11 protein-coding genes are annotated in these 18,084 nt (G+C 67.3%); 4 read left to right on the forward strand and 7 right to left on the reverse strand.

Annotation, left to right across the window (positions count from 1 at the left end; genetic code table 11):
• Positions 1-125: 125 nt before the first annotated feature.
• A complete protein-coding gene (locus CKO23_RS03235) occupies positions 126-4,403 on the forward strand; it encodes an EAL domain-containing protein (protein ID WP_200328317.1) in 4,278 nt (1,425 codons plus the stop codon).
• Positions 4,404-4,476: 73 nt separating this feature from the next.
• Here the strand turns inward: CKO23_RS03235 and CKO23_RS03240 are convergent, their stop codons facing one another.
• The 6 genes from CKO23_RS03240 to CKO23_RS03265 all read right to left on the reverse strand — a co-directional run bounded on the left by CKO23_RS03240 (position 4,477) and on the right by CKO23_RS03265 (position 12,357).
• The gene (locus tag CKO23_RS03240) at positions 4,477-5,694 is read right to left on the reverse strand and encodes a VWA domain-containing protein (RefSeq protein ID WP_200328318.1); all 1,218 of its coding nucleotides are present in this window, start codon (positions 5,692-5,694) and stop codon (positions 4,477-4,479) included.
• Positions 5,684-8,074: a DUF5682 family protein gene (locus CKO23_RS03245; RefSeq protein WP_200328319.1), complete on the reverse strand. Its 2,391-nt coding sequence runs from the start codon at positions 8,072-8,074 to the stop codon at positions 5,684-5,686. Before CKO23_RS03245 ends, CKO23_RS03240 begins: the two co-directional genes overlap by 11 nt.
• A complete protein-coding gene (locus CKO23_RS03250) occupies positions 8,065-9,177 on the reverse strand; it encodes an ATP-binding protein (protein ID WP_200328320.1) in 1,113 nt (370 codons plus the stop codon). Before CKO23_RS03250 ends, CKO23_RS03245 begins: the two co-directional genes overlap by 10 nt.
• A gap of 33 nt (positions 9,178-9,210) precedes the next feature.
• Entirely contained in the window at positions 9,211-9,465 is a 255-nt protein-coding gene (locus CKO23_RS03255) for a PAS domain S-box protein (protein ID WP_200328321.1), read from the reverse strand.
• 109 nt (positions 9,466-9,574) lie between these two features.
• Complete coding sequence (locus CKO23_RS03260) at positions 9,575-11,119, reverse strand: GTPase family protein (protein ID WP_242482183.1); 1,545 nt, start codon at positions 11,117-11,119, stop codon at positions 9,575-9,577.
• An 8-nt stretch (positions 11,120-11,127) separates the two neighbouring features.
• The gene (locus CKO23_RS03265; RefSeq protein ID WP_200328323.1) at positions 11,128-12,357 is read right to left on the reverse strand and encodes a YcjF family protein; all 1,230 of its coding nucleotides are present in this window, start codon (positions 12,355-12,357) and stop codon (positions 11,128-11,130) included.
• 310 nt (positions 12,358-12,667) lie between these two features.
• On the opposite strand from CKO23_RS03265, the gene CKO23_RS03270 reads away from it, so the two are divergent.
• From CKO23_RS03270 to CKO23_RS03280, 3 genes are read left to right on the forward strand one after another with little or no spacing between them, the layout of a single operon-like run.
• Positions 12,668-13,693, forward strand: coding sequence for a serine hydrolase (locus tag CKO23_RS03270; protein ID WP_242482184.1), 1,026 nt, complete (start codon positions 12,668-12,670; stop codon positions 13,691-13,693).
• Between the two features lie 8 nt (positions 13,694-13,701).
• Positions 13,702-14,316 (forward strand): PAQR family membrane homeostasis protein TrhA, encoded by a 615-nt coding sequence (trhA, locus tag CKO23_RS03275; protein WP_200328324.1) that lies wholly within the window; start codon positions 13,702-13,704, stop codon positions 14,314-14,316.
• 18 nt (positions 14,317-14,334) lie between these two features.
• Entirely contained in the window at positions 14,335-14,550 is a 216-nt protein-coding gene (locus CKO23_RS03280) for a SlyX family protein (RefSeq protein WP_200328325.1), read from the forward strand.
• A gap of 87 nt (positions 14,551-14,637) precedes the next feature.
• Here CKO23_RS03280 and CKO23_RS03285 read toward each other — a convergent pair whose 3' ends face one another.
• On the reverse strand, positions 14,638-17,889 hold the full coding sequence (locus tag CKO23_RS03285) for an efflux RND transporter permease subunit (RefSeq protein WP_200328326.1): 3,252 nt from the start codon (positions 17,887-17,889) through the stop codon (positions 14,638-14,640).
• Positions 17,890-18,084: the final 195 nt, after the last annotated feature.

The raw sequence follows: 18,084 nt of genomic DNA on the forward strand, positions 1-18,084 counted from the left end.
AGGCCATGCTCTTCAGCAGGCTATGCTCTTCATATGACACCGCTGATCAACAGCCCTCGCACGATGACCGCTCCGCCTCGGGCGCACGCGGTCGGCGTGCGGGTCGGCCCGGATAGGACCTGAAGATGTCCACCGCCATGTCCACCCTCGGCCGATTCGGATGGCTGCGCCCCTTCCTGCCGCCAGCGCTGATCCTGGCCATCGGGCTGACGACGACCGGCCTCCTGTGGTCGATCGCCCAGGAGCATGTGCGACAGCAACGGGAGCAGGAGGTCGCGGTGTTGGCGAGCAAGGTCGCCGGCTTGATCGATGAGCGGCTGCGGGACAGCATCCAGTTGCTGCGCGGGGCGGCCGCCCTGTTTGATGTCCCCGAGTGGATCACGCACGAGCGATTCCGCCGCTATTTCGAGACGCTCCGACTGGAGGATCAGTATCCCGGCATCCAGGGGATCGGCTTCTTGCTGCTGATCCCCGATGACGAGAAGGACGCCCGTGTCGCCGCCGTGCATCGGGAGGGTTTTCCGCAGTTCCAGATCCACCCCGAGGGCGAACGGGCCTTCTATGCCGCAGTGCTCTATATCGAAGGCTTCTCCGGTCGCAATCTGCGCGCCTTCGGCTATGACATGGCCTCGGAGCCGCTGCGCTGGGAGGCGGCGACCCGCGCTCGGGATCAGGCGACGGCGGCCCTGTCGGCGAGGGTGACCTTGATGCAGGAAGGCGCCACCGATATCCAACCGGGCTTCGTGTTGTTCCTGCCGGTCTATCGCGCCGACGCCCCCCATGACAGCCTGGCCGAGCGACGCGCGAATCTGCTCGGCTGGGTCTATTCGCCACTGCGGATGCACGATCTGATGCAAGACGTTCTGCGACCCCTGCAGTCGGACCTCGCGCGTCCCGGACTCCGGTTGGATGTCTACGATGGCAACCGCCCGGCGCCCGAGAATCCTCTGTTCACCTCAGGGCCGGCGCGGATCCGTCCAGATGCCGATGGGACGGTGCGCAAGATTCAGTTGGTGACATTCGGGGGGCATCAATGGTCCCTCGCCGTCACGGTCGCCCCCCGGTTCGAGCACGCCTTGAGCAGCGACATCGCGACATGGATCGGGCTGACCGGGCTGATCACCAGCCTGCTGGTGGCACTGCTCGTCGCTGTTCAAACACAGGCTCGGCGGCGCCTTGCCATCGCAATCGGGGCCTTGGAGCGCACCAACCAGCACCTCGCCGAGCAGGAACGGCTGTTGCTGTGGGCACAGCGGACCGCCCAGCTCGGGAGCTGGACCTTTGATCCGGGCACCAAACAGGCGAGCTGGTCGGAGGGCATGTTTCTGATCTGGGGCGTGGACCCCAAGGATGGACCACCAAGCTACGAGGGGCATCGTCGCTACATCCATCCCGACGATTGGGTCGCCTTCGACCAGACCGTCAGCCGGGCCGTGGAGCGGGGAGAACCCTACCGGCTCAGGTTGCGCATCCGCCGCCCCGACGGCGAGGAGCGCATCATGATCGCCATCTGCACGCCCCATCTGGACGCCCAGGGCGAGGTCGTCAGCCTCTCCGGCACCGTTCAGGACATCACCGAGCACGAGGAACTGTTGAACCGCCTCGAAAAGATTGCGGCCCATGTGCCGGGCGTGATCTATCAGTACCAACAGTGGCCCGACGGGCGCACCGCCTTTCCCTATGCCAGCGCGGGCATCCGAGACATCTATGGCGTTGAACCGGCTGAGGTCGCGACGGACGCGACAGCCATCCTCGACGTGCTACATCCCGACGATCGCTCCCGGGTCGCGGCCAAGATCGCGGAGTCGATGCACCAACTGACCACCTGGAACGACACCTACCGGGTGAAATTTCCCGAGGGGCGCTTGATCTGGGTCCAGGGTGAGGCATCGCCCGAGCCGCAAGCGGACGGCAGTGTCCTGTGGCACGGTTATATTCGAGAGGTCACCGACCGCCAGCAAGCGGAAGAAAAACAGCGCCAACTGCAAACAATGCTCACCCGGACCGAGCATCTCGCCCAAATCGGCAGTTGGGAATGGGATGTGGCGAAGGACAAGGTCACCTGGTCCGAGCAGCTGTTTCGCATCGTTCAGATGGATCCGGCCAAGGGCGCGCCCGCGTTCGCGGAGCACCACCGGCTCTTCAGTCCCGAAGATCTGGCAGGCGAACAGGCCGTGGTGGACGCGGCGATCAAGCAAGGCAAACCCTACGCCCTGGAGCTGCATCTTCGACGCCGCGACGGCACCACGCGTGTGTGTCTCGCGCATGGTTATCCCGAGATCGGGCCGAATCACCAGGTCACCTATTTTTACGGGACCTTTCAAGACATCACCGAGCGCAAGCAGGCTGAAGACAAGTTGCGCCTCGCGGCCAGCGTCTTCGAACACAGCTCCGAGGCGATCCTGGTCACGGATGCCGAGAATCGGATCATCGACACCAACCACGCCTTCAGCGCCACCACGGGCTACGAGCGGGCCAGTGTGCTCGGCAAAGATCCGAATATCCTCGCTTCCGGCCGCCACGACGCGGCCTTCTACCGCGCGATGTGGGATGCGATCACGCACACGGGGTCTTGGCGGGGCGAGATTTGGAATCGGCGCAAGGATGGCGAGATCTACGCCGAGCTCTTGGCGATCTCGACCGTTCGGAGTGCCGACGACTCGGTCCAGAACTATATCGGCGTCTTCTCCGACATCAGCGCATTCAAGGCCCACGAGGCGGAACTGGACCGGATCGCCAACTACGATCCTCTGACCGCGCTGCCAAACCGACGGCTCTTGAGCGACCGACTTGAACAGGCGCTGGCCGGAATCCGACGCTCGGGCCGGCTCATGGCCGTGTGCTATCTCGACCTCGACGACTTCAAGCCCATCAACGATCACTATGGGCACGAGGTGGGCGATCAGGTGCTGATCGGCATTGCCAATCGGCTGCGTCAGCTGTTGCGCGCGCAGGACACGGTGGCCCGACTCGGCGGTGACGAGTTCGTCCTGCTCTTCAACGACCTGGCGCGATCGGAAGACAGCCATGCGCTACTGGAACGCGTGCTGGCCACCGTCACGCGTCCGATCATCTTGAACGGCGTGACCCACCGTGTCTCCGCCAGCATCGGGGTGGCCCTGAGTCCGCCTGATGTCAACAACGCCGACAGCTTGCTGCGCCATGCCGATCAGGCCATGTACCGCGCCAAGGACGCCGGTGGAAATCGCTCTCACTTTTATGACGCCGAACAAGACCGGCTGATTCAAGACCGTCGGCTGAAACTGCAACATCTCGAGGCAGCGCTGAACGGCCAGGAGTTGGTGCTCTACTACCAGCCCAAGGTCGACATGGTCAGTCGCAAGGTGATCGGCGTCGAGGCGCTGATCCGTTGGCCGCATCCGGACGGTGGTTTGCTGTTGCCGGCTGCCTTCCTGCCGATTGTCGAAGGGAGCGACCTGGAGATTGCCATCGGCGAGTGGGTGATCGCGGCGGCCCTGACCCAGATGGCCAGCTGGCAGCGTCAAGGCCTGAACGTGTCGGTCAGCGTCAATATCGCTGCCGGACATCTGCTGCAACCCAGCTTCGCCCAACGCCTGGAGCGGTTGCTGGCCGCGCACCCCGAGTGTGATCCGGGTCGTCTTGAACTGGAGATCCTGGAGACCTCTGCCTTGAGCGATATCGCACGAGCCAGCCAAACGCTCAAGGCCTGCCGCGCACTCGGGGTGCGCTTCGCCCTGGATGACTTCGGCACGGGCTATTCATCACTGGCCTATTTCCGCCGCCTGCCGATCGACGTGCTGAAGATCGATCAGAGCTTCGTGCGCGATATGCTCGACGACCCCGAGGACATCGAGATTGTCGAGAGCGTCGTTCGCTTGGCACTCGCCTTTGACCGATCGGTCATTGCCGAGGGCGTCGAGACACCCGAGCATGGGGCCTTACTGAACTCGCTCGGTTGCCGCTTGGGCCAGGGTTTCGGCATTGCCCGCCCGATGCTGGCGGATGCGATCCCGGCGTGGGTGTCAACCTGGCCAGAGCAAGGCGAATGCATGGTCGTCGACAAGGGCATCAGCAAGCATGACATTCCCTTGATGATGGCCATCCAGAATCACCGCCGTTGGATCGACGAATTTGTCGATGCGCTCAACGACGCGGACATCGCGAGACTGGTCGAGATCGAGAGAGGCCCTTGTCGCTTCGACCGCTGGTACCAAGGCAGCGGATCAGCCCACTATGGGACACTCGAAGCCTTTCATTCGGTCGGCCAGCGTCACGTCAAGGTGCATGAGCTGGCGAGCACCATCACGGCGCTCGCGGAACAGGGCGAGATGGCGTCGGCGCGAGCGCAGTTGCCGAGCCTCTTGGCGGCGCGTAACGAGCTGATTGGCCATCTCGGTGTCTTGAGCGAGAGGCTGAGGTGAGTTCCGCCTGTCTGGTCACGAAGCCGGAGCTTCGTCACCAGGCGCGAGTCGGGACGTCGAAGATGGACACGTCCTAACCCCGCCGAGCCATCGCCTCGCCGACCCAATCGGCGAGGCGATCCGGCGTCATGGCGCCGATTTCCATGCCGGCGGCGGCGAGTCGCGCGGCGAATGGCCGGTCGTAGTCGGGAGTGCCCCGCTCGTCGAGGGCCGCCAGACCCAGCAGGGCGACACCGCTCTGATGTAGCCGTGCGGTCAGCTCGACGAGCGCCGCGGGGTTGCCCCCTTCGTAGAAGTCCGAGATCAGCACGATGAGGGTCCGGCGCGGTGTCTCGACCTTGCCGCGGGCATAGTCCATCGCCGCCGCGATGTCGGTTCCGCCCCCGAGCTGGACGCCGAGCAGGACCTCGACCGGGTCGCCGATACGCTCGCTCACGTCGACCACCCGGGTGTCGAACAGGACCAGGCGCGTGCGCAGGACACGCAGGCCATGGAAGACCGCGGCGAGCACGGCGCTATGGATCACGGAGCTGAGCATGGAGCCGCTCTGGTCGACCAGCAGGATCAGATCCCAGGACAACTGACGCCGCTGGCGCCGCCAGAACCACAGCCGTTCCGGGATCACGACGCCCAGCTCCGGCTGATAGTGCTTGAGGTTGCGGCGCAGCGTCGTCGCCCAATCCAGATTGGCCAGCATGCGCGCGCCGCCGTGCTCCTGGCGCAGCCGTGGACCCAGGATGCTGTTGCGCGCACGCCGCGCCAGACGCTCATCCAAGGCGGCGACGACCGTGCGGATCAGCCGCCGCGCCTCGCCCATGGCCTGATCGGACAGCAGCGCGCGAAACTGGATCAGCAGCCGCACCGTGTCGAGGTCCGCGGGCGCCTGGCGCAGTACCCGCGGATCGACCAACAGCTCCCGCATGCCGTAGCGCTCCAAGGCCTGCCGCTGGAGGGTCTCCGCGGTCGATTGCGGAAAGAGCGCGCGCACCCCGGCCAGCCACCGGGGGACGCTGAGCCCGGACGAGGTCTGGCCGGCGCGCCGGGCGCCCGTGCTCTCGAAGACGCGCTGGGCGTGCTCGCGGCCATAGAGGTGCTCCAGCAGCGCGTCCCTTTGACGGTCGCGGTCGGCAAGCAGTGGCCGGGCCTGTCCGGCCGAGGCTGCGGCGGCATCCTCGGCGCCCGAGCCGGAACCGAAGCCAGAGCCAAGCGTCTCCTCGGCGGCTGGTCCCAGGATCAGCCGCCAACGCCGCAGCAGCTCGCCGCCCTCCTCGCTGGACAGATCAGTCAGCATCGGCGAGCCCCCAGCTCTGCAAGGACTCGCAGGCGCGTTCGTAGAGCCGCCTGGCCTCGGCACGCTCGGCCTCGCCCCACTCGGCCGGGGGCGCGGCCCGCGCTGGCGCGAGCAGGCGCGCGATGAGCGCGCCGAGTGTCGAGGCCTCCCTGGGCGTCAGGGCGGTGAAGGCGAGCCGCAGGTGCGGCAGGACCTGGAGCAGTTGCGCCTCATCCCAGCGCAGCAGCACCCGGCTCATGCTCGCGGCCAGCTCGGGCTCTTGCAGCAGCAGGGCGCGGGCCGCCGGCAGGAAGCCCCGCAGGAAACCGCCGAGCCTGACCGGGGTCAGCTCGCCCTGGCGCAGCGCCCGCTCCAGCGCCGCGCGACCCCGCGCGAGCGGCCACAGCCCGCGCGCGCTCAGGATGCCGGCGGCCCGGCCGGCCAGGATCGGCGCCGGGGCGCGCTCGGCGACGCCGATCAGGGTCTCCCGATAGAGATCCAGGTCGCACCAGGGCGCATCCGCTCGCGCCAGACCGTTGAGGAGCCCCAGGGACTCGGCGCAGCCGGCATCCCGCTCCGGCTCCAGCTCGCCGAGCCAGGACAGGCGCCGGCAGGCGTAGCGGAATCCGCTCCCCAGCAGCGCGTCCAGGGCCGGCGCGTCCTGGGCCTCCAGCAGGTGCCTGGCGCCGCGGGCGAGCTCGATCCGCGCCAGGCCGGCGACCAGCCCGACGAGGTCGCCCTCTTGGCCCAGCCAGGCGGACAGGCGTTCGAGCAGTCGCCCGATCAGGTCGCGCAGACCCATCTGTAACGCCGCGATCAGCAGCGCGGCGGCGTCGTCTCCGGCGGCAAGGCGCTCGGCCAGCCGCGCCGCGGCCGCCTCGCTCACCCGCGCACCGTAGAGGCTGCGCTCGGTCAGAACGGCCTCGGTCTCCGGCCGCCAGCCCAGGCGCCACTCCTCGCGCACCCGATCGAGTCCGGTGCCGCCGACGAAGTCTGGCCCGGCCTCCCGCGCCGCGTAGGGGACAGCGAGAAAGCACAGCTGGTGCAGGAAGCGCGACACCGCCCGGTGCCGCGCCGAGCGATAGAGATCCAGGGCGCGCGTGCGCTCGGCGGCGGCGCCATGGGCGAGACGAAAGTGCCTGCAGCGGGCGCGGAAGTCCTCCACCAGCGGCGCCACCGGATAGCCCTCGGGCACGCGCCCGAGGTGCTCGTCCGTGGTCAGCTCCCGCAGCAACCGACGCCAGGCGGTCGGATCTGTTTGCAGGCCCTTGGCGAAGGCCGTCTCCATGGCGTCGAGCAGCTCCGGGCGACCCGGCGGACAGCCGCGCAGGGCGGCCAGGCGATGGGCGACCAGGGTGGCCTCCAGCGCGTCCGGCAGCGTCACCGGCTCGCCGCGCGCGCGCAGACGGCGTCCGACGCGGGCGGCCGCGAGGCGGATGGTCTCGGCGTGCGGCGCCGGCTGACGGCGCTGACGCCACAGCTCCTGGTAGTAGGCGCTGTCGGCGATGCCGGCGGCATAGCCATTGGCGGCGTCGAGACGCGACAAGGAGTAGGGGATCAGGTAGCTGCCCTGCTCGCCCCCGTTCGGCGCCTCGGGCACGCGCTCGACCGCGCCGGCGTCGGCGTCCTCGATCAGCCCCGCGATGGCCTCGCAGTGGTAGCCGCCGGTCACGACCAGGGTGGCGCCCTCCTCGGCGCGGGCGCCGCGCACGGCGGCGGCCATGGCGCGCTCGCGCGCCGCGGTCTGCGCGTCGCCGCGATCGTCCGGCGCGCGCAGCAGCAGGCACCAGAGCTGCAGGTCCTGAAAGAAGGCGGCGGGGTCGTCGGCGAGAAGGCGCGACTCGAAATGACGGTCCCACCACTCGTTGAAGTCCCGGCACCCCGTGCGCTCCAGGAGCTGCCCGGTCGCCCAGGACTGCTGCAGCCGCCGGTCCTCCGCCAGGGTCGGCTCCACACCCTCGGGTTGCGCCTCGGGTTGCGCCTCGGGATCGGCGTCTAGCGCGCTGCGCGCCGCATAGGGCAGGTCGATGAAGCGCAGCTCGAGGCCGAGCCGCCGCCCCTCGCGGATCGCGATCCATTCCGGCGAGAAGGCGGCCAGCGGAAAGAAACTGCGATGTCGGACGGGCTCGCCGCTCGCGGGGTGGCCGCGCGGGGTGTGGAAACAGTAGACGGCCAGCGGCGGGCGGGCATCCTTGGCGGCGAGGTGCGGGATGAGGGCGGTGGCGTCCGCCGGTCCCTCGATCAGGATACGGCGCGGGCGGACACGGCGGATCAGGGTCCGCAGGTGCAGCGCGCAGGCCGGACTATGGTGACGGATCGGGATCAGCCAGAGCTCGGGGCCGAAGGGGATGCGCGCCAGCCGCGCGGCATGCGGCTGAACTGGCGGCTCGCTCAGAGCCACACCTCCCCCTCCAGCAGCGCCCGCCAGGCCGGCTCATCCGCGCGGTGACCGCGCACCAGGCGCAGATAGTCCCGCAGCCGTCGGCGGTCGTCTTCCTCGCCCTTGATCAGGGTGCCGCCGAGGTGGCGCAGCAGCTGAGCGGGGCCGGCCGAACCATCGCCCAGGTACCAGCAATCGGCCAGCGCGCTGTGCAGCACGTTGATGGCCTCCGCGGTCGAGAGGACATTGCTCATGGGCTCCAGCGCGACGCCGAGCGCCTGGGCCTGGCGCAGCTCCTGAAAGAGCGTGACCAGCAGTCCGGTCAGCTCGGGCGCGACGCTGGCGCCGATCCCCTCCGCCGTGAGCAGGCGCTGAACCTCGCGGCTCACCAGCTCGCCCTCCAGGCGCGGGTCGGTCAGGGGCTGCATCGTCTCGAAATTCAAGCGGCGCTTGAGGGCGGATGACATCTCGTTGACGCCGCGGTCCTTCAGGTTCGCCGTCGCGATGATGTTGAAGCCGGGCCGGGACAGCACCAGGCTGCCCTCGCCCTTCAGCTCCGGGACGTGCAGCACGCGATCGGAGAGCACGGGGATCAGCAGATCCTGGATCTCCACCGGGCAACGGGTGATCTCCTCGAAGCGCATCAAGGCGCCCTGCTCCATGGCCTGATGCAGCGGGCCGGCGACCAGCGCCGCCGGCGTCGGGCCGTCGCGCAGCAGCAGCGCATAGTTCCAGCTATAGCGGATGCCCTCCTCCACGGTGCCGGCGCTGCCCTGGACCGTCAGGGTGCTGCGCCCGGAGATGGCCGCCGCCAGGAGCTCCGAGAGCAGCGACTTGGCCGTGCCGGGCTCACCGGCGAGCAGCAGGCCGCGCTGACCGGCCAGGGTGACGATGGACCGCTCGACGAGCACGTCGTTGCCGAAGATCTTGCGCTCGATCACACGCCCGCCGAGCGCCTCGCCGTCGCTGCCCAGGATGAAGGAACGCACGGCCCGCGGGCTCAGTTGCCAACCGGCGGGGCACGGATGCCGATCCCAGGCGCGCAGCGCGGCGATGTCATCGGCATGGCGCTGCTCGGCGGGAAACCGCTGCGCGGAGGGTATCGATTGGACATCGCTCGTCATCGCTTGCGCGCTCCTCTAGTTGACGATGCCGATTCAGGGCTTGCCAGCCTGGACCGTCTTCCAGAGGTCGGCGAAGGCCGCCGCCGGCATGTCGGGATGACGAATGAGGTTGTGCGGCGCGCCCATCAGCTCTTCTTCCAGGAAGCCGCTGATCTCGACGAAGGCGCGGTTCACCTGCGTGATGCGGCCCTTTAGATCCGTGCTCGACATTAGATCCGTGCTCGACACGATGATTCGGTCGGCCCGCATCTCGTGCTCGATGTCGGTGCCAGGCAAGTTGACGCGCATGGCGACTCCCATTCGCTGCGAGCCCAGACGGAGTCAACACTGAGCGTCGCACCCCGACGGGCAACCTGGAAGCGAGCATAACCAGCCGTCAGCAGAGCGACAGAACAACTTATTGATTCCGCGACATGCGTCGCGGTAATGCGATCAGAAAACGCCCGGCATTGGCCAACTGACGGCGCAGCAGATTCCAGTTCTCCTCGCGCCGGCGCTCGTCCTGGCAGCGCAGGAGGCGGGTGCGCTGGGCGCGGTCCATCTGGTCGAGGATGGCGGTCCAGAGGGTGTCCTCGACATTGTAGAGGCGGCCTTCGGCAAGGCAGACCGGAATGACGTTGGCGATGGGCACCTCCAGGTCGGTCGCCAGCGCGGTGACCGCGGCCTGAATACTCATCGCCTTGAGGTTGGTCGAGTCCGTGAGGTCATAGGGCGGCAGCCACTCGCGCAAGGGCCGCAGCCGGTCGATGTAGGTCACCACGACCAGCAGGGGTGGTGGCCGGCGATCGACCCGCGCGGCCTGCGCCGTGCGCACCGCATCGAGCGTCTGGCGCTCGGACTGGCGGTCCGGGCGATGCGCGGCGCTCACCCAGATGATCATGTCCGCCGAGATCGCAGCCTCGTTCAATGTCTTGTACGCCAGCCGCTCGACGCCCGGCGAGTCGAAGATGAGCGCGAGGTCGAGGCCGTCGCGCTCGAGCCGGTAGGGCATCAGCGCCCTGGTGGTCTCGGGCAGGACATCCGTCGCCGCCCGCAGCTGGCCGAAGAGCAGGTTGATGAGAGAGGATTTCCCGGTGTTGGAGCGCCCCAGCACCAGGATTCGCAGCGGCTCGCCCGGCAAGGGCTCCGCCTCGGCCACCTCGCTGCTAACGGCGCGTTCCACGTCTTCGCGCGAGACTTGGGTCAGGCGCATGATCGGGGTGTCGTCGGTCAGCAGCAGGCGTCCGCTGTAGAGGTCGATGGCGTAGGCGCCGACCTTGCGCACGTACTCCTGCAACAGCCAGCGGTAGACGTCCTGCTGGGCCATGGCGAAGCCGCGCTTGCGCAGGTGACCCCAGGCCTCCGACAGCAGCGCGTTCGCCGGATTGACCACCCAGTATCCCGCGCGATACATGCCGAGCAGGCGCTCGGCAAAGGGCTTCCAGCGATAGACGCGGACGAGCGAGCCGATGGTCAGCCGATGGCTGAAGGGGATGTTCTGGGTGATGGACTCGCGCAGGTCGCGACTCGCCCGCTCGATCACGAGCAGCGCATGCGGCACGCGCAGCTCCAGCAGCGGCTGCTCGACCTCGGGATGGAAGTAGCTCGCGACGCGCTCCAGCGTAAGCTGGGCCAGCTCGCCTAGACGGGTTCCGTCGTCGAGGGGCCAATCGTCCGGCTCGATCTGCTCGACGAGCGACTCCACCCGCGCCCAGGCCCCTTCGGCCACGGGCGGCCAGGTCGGGTCCGGCCGCGTCTGCCCCTCATCGAGCTGATGCTGCTGCCGCTCCTTGAGCCAGCTCTGCAGGCCGAAGCCAGCCCCGCTGAGCAGCAGCAAGGAGCCGAGCCAGACCAGCATGGCGCCGTGCTGCTGCAGCCAGAGCAGCCCCAGGGGTACGAGCACGGCGAAGGGCAGCACCCAGAGCAAGAGCGACCCGAGCCAGAGGCCGTCGATTCGGCTCATGATTCTTTTCATGTCTTACCTGACTTGAAGCGGTCCCGCAGCATGTCCGAGCCTTGTTCGAGCTGCTCGGCGAACAGCCGCCGCAGAACCTGCGCCTCTGCGTCCAGACCCAGAGTGCGCTGATGGAAGTAGTAACTGGCGGCCTTTCCCAGGGCATAGGTGGTGGCAGCGCTCGCGCTCGCGCCCCAGACCGCGCCCAGGGTCTGCCCCAGATAGGGCAACAGCTTGATCAGGGTACGCCCCGCGTAGCGGGCCGCGTAGGTCAGGGCGACGCCCGAGCCGAGCAGCCCGAGAAAATCCAGCATCGCCTGGCGATCCCAAGGCTGCGCGTAGATGGCAGCCAGACTCTGCAGCATCTTGGCCTGGATCGCGGGCACCGCGGCCAGATCGACCAGCGGAAAGGCCCCGACGCCAGCCGCGGCCAGGGCGTAGCCCAGGATGTGCGGGTGAGCGGCCTGCGCGAAAACGTCCTTCACACCCGCGTCGCGCCCAAGCACCCAGTGCAGCCGCAAGGCCGACAGGGTGTCGATGGCGCGCCAGAGCGCCTCCAGCCCATAGTCGACGGGTTCATAGCCGTCCTCGGGCAAGGTCAGATCCACCGCCACCCAGTGGACCCTCGCCTTGCCCGGAAGCTCCCCGGCGCGCTCGCGCTGGTAGCGCAGTGAACGCGCCAGGTCGTGCGGGATGGTCGCGGGCCAGGGCTCGCGCTCGAAGGGGTACGGGAGCCGGTGCTCCCCCTCCGCCGGATAGAGCTCGTGCAGCCCGGTCTGCGCAATGATCAGCGGCCACTCGGGGTGACGCTGGCGCACCGTGCGCAGCACCTCAAGCACGGCATCCTGGTCCTGGTCGCCGGCCTTCATGACGGCCAGCAGCAGGTGCGCCCGAGACTCGCCGAAGCGGATGTCGTCCTCCGGGTCGTAGGCCACTTCACCCAGGCCGCGCGTATCCAGAAAGCGGACCACGGGGGCCTCGCTCGGGAAGTCATAGAGCCGCGCGCTCGCCGTGCAGGGCTGGAAGCCGTTGCCGATCTCCGCCAGCTCGCTACCGGTGAGCGCGCGGATGATGGAGGTCTTGCCGGCCTGGGTCTTGCCGATCAGCCAGACGACAGGCAGCGCCGCGCCGGCCCGCGCGGCATTCAGGGCCGTCTCCAGCCGCCGCGCGTCCACGCGCGGACTCAGGAGCGCCTCCTTGAGTCCGCGCCAGCGACCCGGCCATGTGCTCGCGTCCGAGGTGATCATCTCATCTGAAGTGTCAATGACGTATCCGGGAATGGCGTATCCGGCATATCCGGGCGTTCAGCCTGCATGGCGGTTCACCGACGCCGCGCCGGACCTGCCCTGTCCGCGACGGATTGTAGTCCCGAGGGTCCTCCGAACCGCACTGCCAATTCAAGACAGCTGGAAAATGCGGCGCACAGCGTGTTTCCTTCCGACCCTCGATGTGCAAGCTTCGCGTCAGAGATCGCAAATCAGCATAGCCGTGCGATACGTCTACCTTTATTCTATCCCGCTTAATTTCTACCCAACTCCAACGCCGAGGTTGCCACCGTTGTTTGTCCTTTTGCGATCCCTCTACGAATACACGCCCGCTCGGCTCGGTCGGTTGATGCTCATGGCGCTTCTGGTGGGCGGCATCGTGCTCGGTGGCGCGGCCTGCGCGACGGACTCCGACAGCCGAGCCTATGACTCGTCCTACCGCCCGAACCCCAACTCTCCGGCGGTCTCGAGCTATCGGTCAGCCTATGAGCCGAGCTACACGCTCAACCGTCTCGACGACGGCAACCGCAGCGATCGCGCGGACAGCCTCCCGCCGGGACTGCGCCTGCAGACACCGAGCGCACTGGTCGTCGATGATCGCGGCAACCGCCTTTACGCGAGGAACACGCGCCAGGCACGCCCCATCGCCTCCGTCACCAAGCTCATGACCGCCATGGTCGTTCTGGACGCCGGCGTCTCCATGAGCACGCCGATCAGCATCGTCGAGCAGGATCGCGACCGCTTGAAGAACAGCAGCTCGCGCCTGCGCATCGGTGCGGCCCGGTTGCCACGCAACCAGATGATGATGGCCGCGCTCATTTCATCGGACAACCGCGCGGCGCACGCACTCTCGCGCACCACCTTCCGCGGTGGAACCCCTGTCTTCGTCCGCGCCATGAACCGCAAGGCCAAGGCGCTTGGCATGCGCGACACCAACTTCGTCGACCCGACCGGGCTGGATCCGCGCAACCACTCCACGGCCGAGGACATGGTGAAGATGGTGCAGGCCGCCTCGCGCTACGCCTTCATCCGCAGCACCACCTCGCGCGGCGAAATGACGCTCTACCCCTTCGCGGATCACCGGCCGCTGCAGTATCGCAATACCAACCCGCTGGTCAGAGACCCGGACTGGCAAATCGAAGTCAGCAAGACTGGCTTCATCAACGAGGCGGGGCGCTGCCTGGTCATGCAGACACGCATCGGTGACCGCAGACTCACCATCGTCCTGCTCGGCGCGAACGGCAAGATGACACCCGTCGGCGACTCGAACCGGTTGCGTGACTGGATGCTGAGCGGGAGCTATACGGCCTCGAGGTAGTCAAGAGGATGTACGCGGGCGAATTCTTCAACAGCATTTCGCACCTCGTCGGGGCCGTCCTCGCCCTGATCGGCGTCACCGTCATGGTGACGCTGGCCAGCACCGAGGGCGGCGCGCTGCGCATCGTCAGCATGAGCATCTACGGCGTCACCCTCTTCCTGCTCTATCTGTTCTCGACCCTCTATCACAGCTTCCGGGGTCGCGCGAAGCAGGTCTTCAGGGTGCTGGACCACGACGCCATCTATCTCCTGATCGCGGGCACCTACACGCCTTTCACCCTGCTGGTTCTGAAAGGGCAGACCGGCTGGTGGATGTTCGCCGGGGTCTGGGCGCTGGCGCTGGCCGGCATGGTGCTGGATTCGCTCCCCAGAAAAGGGCCGCGGATCCTGTCCATGGTGATCTATCTCACCATGGGTTGGCTGGTGCTCCTGGCGCTCGACCCACTCATCGCCGCCCTCCCCCCGGCCGGCTTCTGGGTGCTGCTCGCCGGCGGGCTCTTCTACACGGTCGGCGTCATCTTCTACCTCCTCGACGACCGCTATCCATGGTGTCATGGCGTCTGGCACCTCTTCGTGCTCGCCGGCAGCGTGAGCCACTATTTCGCCATCCTCCTCTTTATCTGAGTCGGGAGATCAGCGCCCATGAGCCATGATGACATGAGCCATGCCGAAGCCATCGCCGACCTCCAAATGCGTCTGACCTATCAGGACGACGACATCAAGGCGCTCAACCAGGTCGTCAAGCAGCAGCAAGACCAGATCGACCTTCTTCGTCGCGATATCGAGCGGCTGCGCGAACTGCTTGCGGTGATGGCCCAGTCCGATTCCGGCAGTCAGGAGCGGCCGCCGCACTACTGATCGGGATCCATAGGATCGGGATCCACCCGCCTGACGCGAATCCTCGATGGATGCCGATCTGCGCTTGGTGCGGTTGGCGCTCGCAGCTCACCCGCCGACGGTCTCCGTCTCGACGACACCCCCCCGGTACTGATGCCGCATCGCCAGGTAGTAGATGATCGGGACCGCCATCCGTGACAGGAGCAGCGAGGCGACCTCTCCAGCCATGAGCGAGACCGCCAGTCCCTGGAAGATGGGATCGAAGAGGATGACGCTGCCGCCGACGACCACGGCCATCGCGGTCAGCAGCATCGGGCGGAAGCGGATGGCGCCGGCGTCGACGACGGCCTCGGCCAGGGGCATGCCCTGTTTGACCCTGAGCTTGATGAAGTCGACCAGGATGATGGAGTTGCGCACCACGATCCCGGCCCCCGCGATGAAGCCGATCATGGAGGTAGCGGTGAAGAAGGCGCCGAGCGCCCAGTGCGCGGGCAGGATGCCGACCAGCGAGAAGGGAATCGCCGCCATGATGATGAAGGGCGTGCGGAAGGAGCGGAACCAGCCGACGATGAGGGCATAGATCAGGATGAGGACGACGCCGAAGGCGGCGCCCAGATCGCGGAATACCTCGTAGGTGATGTGCCACTCGCCGTCCCATTTCATCGAGGGCTCGAAGGTGGAGAAGGGCTGGCGGATGTTCCAGACCTCCATGGGCGCCTCCCGGCCCTCGGGAACATAGGCGTTGATGCGCTCGTTGAGCTTGAGCAGCGCGTAGACGGGACTCTCCTCCGCCCCGGCGACGTCGCCCGTCACATAGACGACCGGCAGCTGGTTCTTGCGGTAGATGCTCTTCTCACCGACATCCGCCTCGATCCGTGTCACCTCTCCCAATGGGACGCAGTGGTCGTCCACACAGACCGGGATGGGCGTGATCGACTCCGGCTGCGCGCGTTGACCGATGGGTAGGCGAACCCGGATGAGCACGTCCTCCCGCTCAGCCCCGGCATGCAGCAGGCCGGCGTCGGCGCCCTTCTCGGTGATGCGGATCAGCTCCGACACCTGATCCGCGCTGATCCCGTGCAGGGCGGCCTTCTCCTGATCGAAGCGGAAACGCGCCAGCGGCTGATCGGCCTCGATGTAGGAATCGACATCCACCACGCCGGGCGTCTCCTCGAACAGCGCCTCCACCTGGCGCGCGATGGCCAGTTGCTCGTCATAGTCCGGGCCATAGATCTCGGCCACCAGCGTCTGCAGGACCGGCGGTCCGGGCGGCACCTCGGCGACCTTCACCCGCGCACCGCATTGGGTCGGGATGGCATGCAGCCGGGCGCGGATGCCTTTGGCGATCTCATGGCTCTGGCGGGTGCGCTCCTCCTTGGCGACCAGGTTCACCTGGATATCCGCGACATTGGGGCCGCGCCGCAGGAAGTAGTGCCGCACCAGACCGTTGAAGTTGTAGGGTGCCGAGGTGCCGGCATAGAGCTGATAGTTGAGCACCGCGGGCTCCTTGCGCAGCTCGGCCGCCAGGGTGCGCGCGAAATTGGCCGTGCACTCCAGCGCGCTGCCCTCGTCCGTGTCCACGATGATCTGCAGCTCGCTCTTGTTGTCGTAGGGCAGCATCTTGACCTTGACCGCGCCGACCGCGACCAGACCGCAGGAGAGCACCAGCAGGAGGCTGATCGTGGCCAGGAAGGCCATCCCCAGCCTCGGCTTGCGGATCATCGGACCCATGACACGCCGATAGGCGCGGGTGGTCCAGTCCTCCCTGTCAGCGCGCTGCCCCGCCTGGCGGCTATGCCACTTCAGCATCCGGTAAGCCGCCCAGGGCGTCGCGATGAAGGCGACCGCCATGGAGAAGAGCATGGCCGCGGTCGCGCCGACCGGAATCGGGCGCATGTATGGACCCATGAGGCCCTGCACGAAGGCCATGGGCACCACGGCCGCGATCACCGTGAGCGTTGCCAGCACCAGGGGGCTGCGCACCTCGTTCACCGCCTCGACCGTCACCTCCTTGAGCGAACGGTTGCGGTTCTCCGGCAGCCGGAAGTGCCGGACGACGTTCTCGACGTCGACGATGGGGTCGTCCACCAGGATGCCGATGGAGAAGATGAGCGCGAAGAGGGTCACCCGATTCAGCGTGAAGCCGAGCAGGAAGAAGACCGTCAGGGTGAGGGCCAGCGTGACCGGGATGGCGATGGCGACCACGCCCGCCTCCCGCCACCCCAGGACGGCGGCGACCAGCAGGCTCACGCCGATGACCGCGAGCCCCATGTGAAACAGCAGCTCGTCCGACTTCTCGCGCGCCGTGTGGCCGTAGTCGCGGGTCACGGTGACCTCGACCGCCGCGGGGATGACCCGCCCCTGGAGCAGCTCCAGCTTGCGCATCACCTCCCCGACCACGCCGACCGCGTTGGTGCCCGGGCGCTTGGCGAGGGCAAGCGTCACCGCGGGCTCTTCCACGGCGGCCTGGCCGGCGGACTCGGCTCCGGCGCCCCGGCCAAAGAGCACATAGTCCTCGACCTCCTCGGGTCCATCGAGGATCTCCGCGATGTCGCGCAGATAGACGAGCTGCCCCTGATAGACCCCGACGACGACGGCACCCACGTCGAAGGCGTCACGCAGGAACCCCCCGGTCTCCACCAGGGTCTCCCGATCGCCGAGCGGAAAGCTCCCGGCGCGGTTCTGCCGATTGGCCGCGCGCAGCGACCGCAGGACATGGCTCGGGTCCAGCTGGTAGGCCGTCAGCCGGCTGGCGTCCAGCTCGACTCTCAACTGGCGGCGTTGCCCCCCGATGAGGGTCGTCTCCGAGACGTCCGGGATCTGCTTCACGGCGTCCTCGACCTCCGCCGCGAGGCGCCGCAGCGCATGGCTGTCGTAGCCGCCGCCATGGAAGGTCAAGGCCAGGATGGGGACGTCATCGATACGGCGCGGCTTCAACAGCGGGCTGGATGCACCCTCGGGAATCCGATCCAGGTTGGCATAGAGCTTCTGGTAGAGCTGGACGATCGCCTGCTCCTCATCCCAGCCGACCAGGAAACGCACGATGGTGAGCGACTGGCCCGGACTGGAGGTCGAGTAGATGTATTCGACCCCAGGCAGCTCCCACGCCAGCTGTTCCAGCGGTCGAGTGACCCGCTGCTCGACCTCTTTGGCGCTGGACCCCGGCATCTCGACGAAGACATCGATGACCGGAACCACGATCTGCGGTTCCTCTTCGCGCGGCAGCAGTGCCACTGCCAGGGCGCCAAGCAGGATGGAGGCCCCGATGAAGAGCGGCGTCAGCGGCGAGTCGACGAAGAAATAGAGGATCCTGGCGATGATCCCGAAACGAGGGACGCGATAGCCACGCTTGCCTTTCATCCCAGACCCCCTCCCGTATCGACAAGGAAGGCCGCCCTCTAGCCAGGCCAAGACATTCGCGGCACAACGACCAGGCAGCAGTCAGAGCGGAAACAGAGAGACTTTTTGAGTTCCGATTTTCAGTATAGCGGCCTGCCACCGCCCTGCTCTGCCTGAGGCGGATCGCGCTTGCGGGGATCTTGATGCCGTGAGCGG

The sequence above is a fragment of the Thiocystis violacea genome (assembly GCF_016583565.1).
Lineage (GTDB): Bacteria > Pseudomonadota > Gammaproteobacteria > Chromatiales > Chromatiaceae > Thiorhodococcus > Thiorhodococcus violaceus_A.

Excerpts from the sequence above, each read along its gene's own strand:
- CKO23_RS03240 (WP_200328318.1), bottom strand. The coding sequence starts at position 5,694 with ATGCTGACTGATCTGTCCAGCGAGGAGGGCGGCGAGCTGCTGCGGCGT.
- CKO23_RS03255 (WP_200328321.1), bottom strand. The coding sequence starts at position 9,465 with ATGCGCGTCAACTTGCCTGGCACCGACATCGAGCACGAGATGCGGGCC.
- CKO23_RS03280 (WP_200328325.1), top strand. The coding sequence starts at position 14,335 with ATGAGCCATGATGACATGAGCCATGCCGAAGCCATCGCCGACCTCCAA.
- CKO23_RS03260 (WP_242482183.1), bottom strand. The coding sequence starts at position 11,119 with ATGAGCCGAATCGACGGCCTCTGGCTCGGGTCGCTCTTGCTCTGGGTG.
- CKO23_RS03235 (WP_200328317.1), top strand. The coding sequence starts at position 126 with ATGTCCACCGCCATGTCCACCCTCGGCCGATTCGGATGGCTGCGCCCC.
- CKO23_RS03265 (WP_200328323.1), bottom strand. The coding sequence starts at position 12,357 with ATGATCACCTCGGACGCGAGCACATGGCCGGGTCGCTGGCGCGGACTC.
- CKO23_RS03285 (WP_200328326.1), bottom strand. The coding sequence starts at position 17,889 with ATGAAAGGCAAGCGTGGCTATCGCGTCCCTCGTTTCGGGATCATCGCC.
- CKO23_RS03250 (WP_200328320.1), bottom strand. The coding sequence starts at position 9,177 with ATGACGAGCGATGTCCAATCGATACCCTCCGCGCAGCGGTTTCCCGCC.
- trhA (WP_200328324.1), top strand. The coding sequence starts at position 13,702 with ATGTACGCGGGCGAATTCTTCAACAGCATTTCGCACCTCGTCGGGGCC.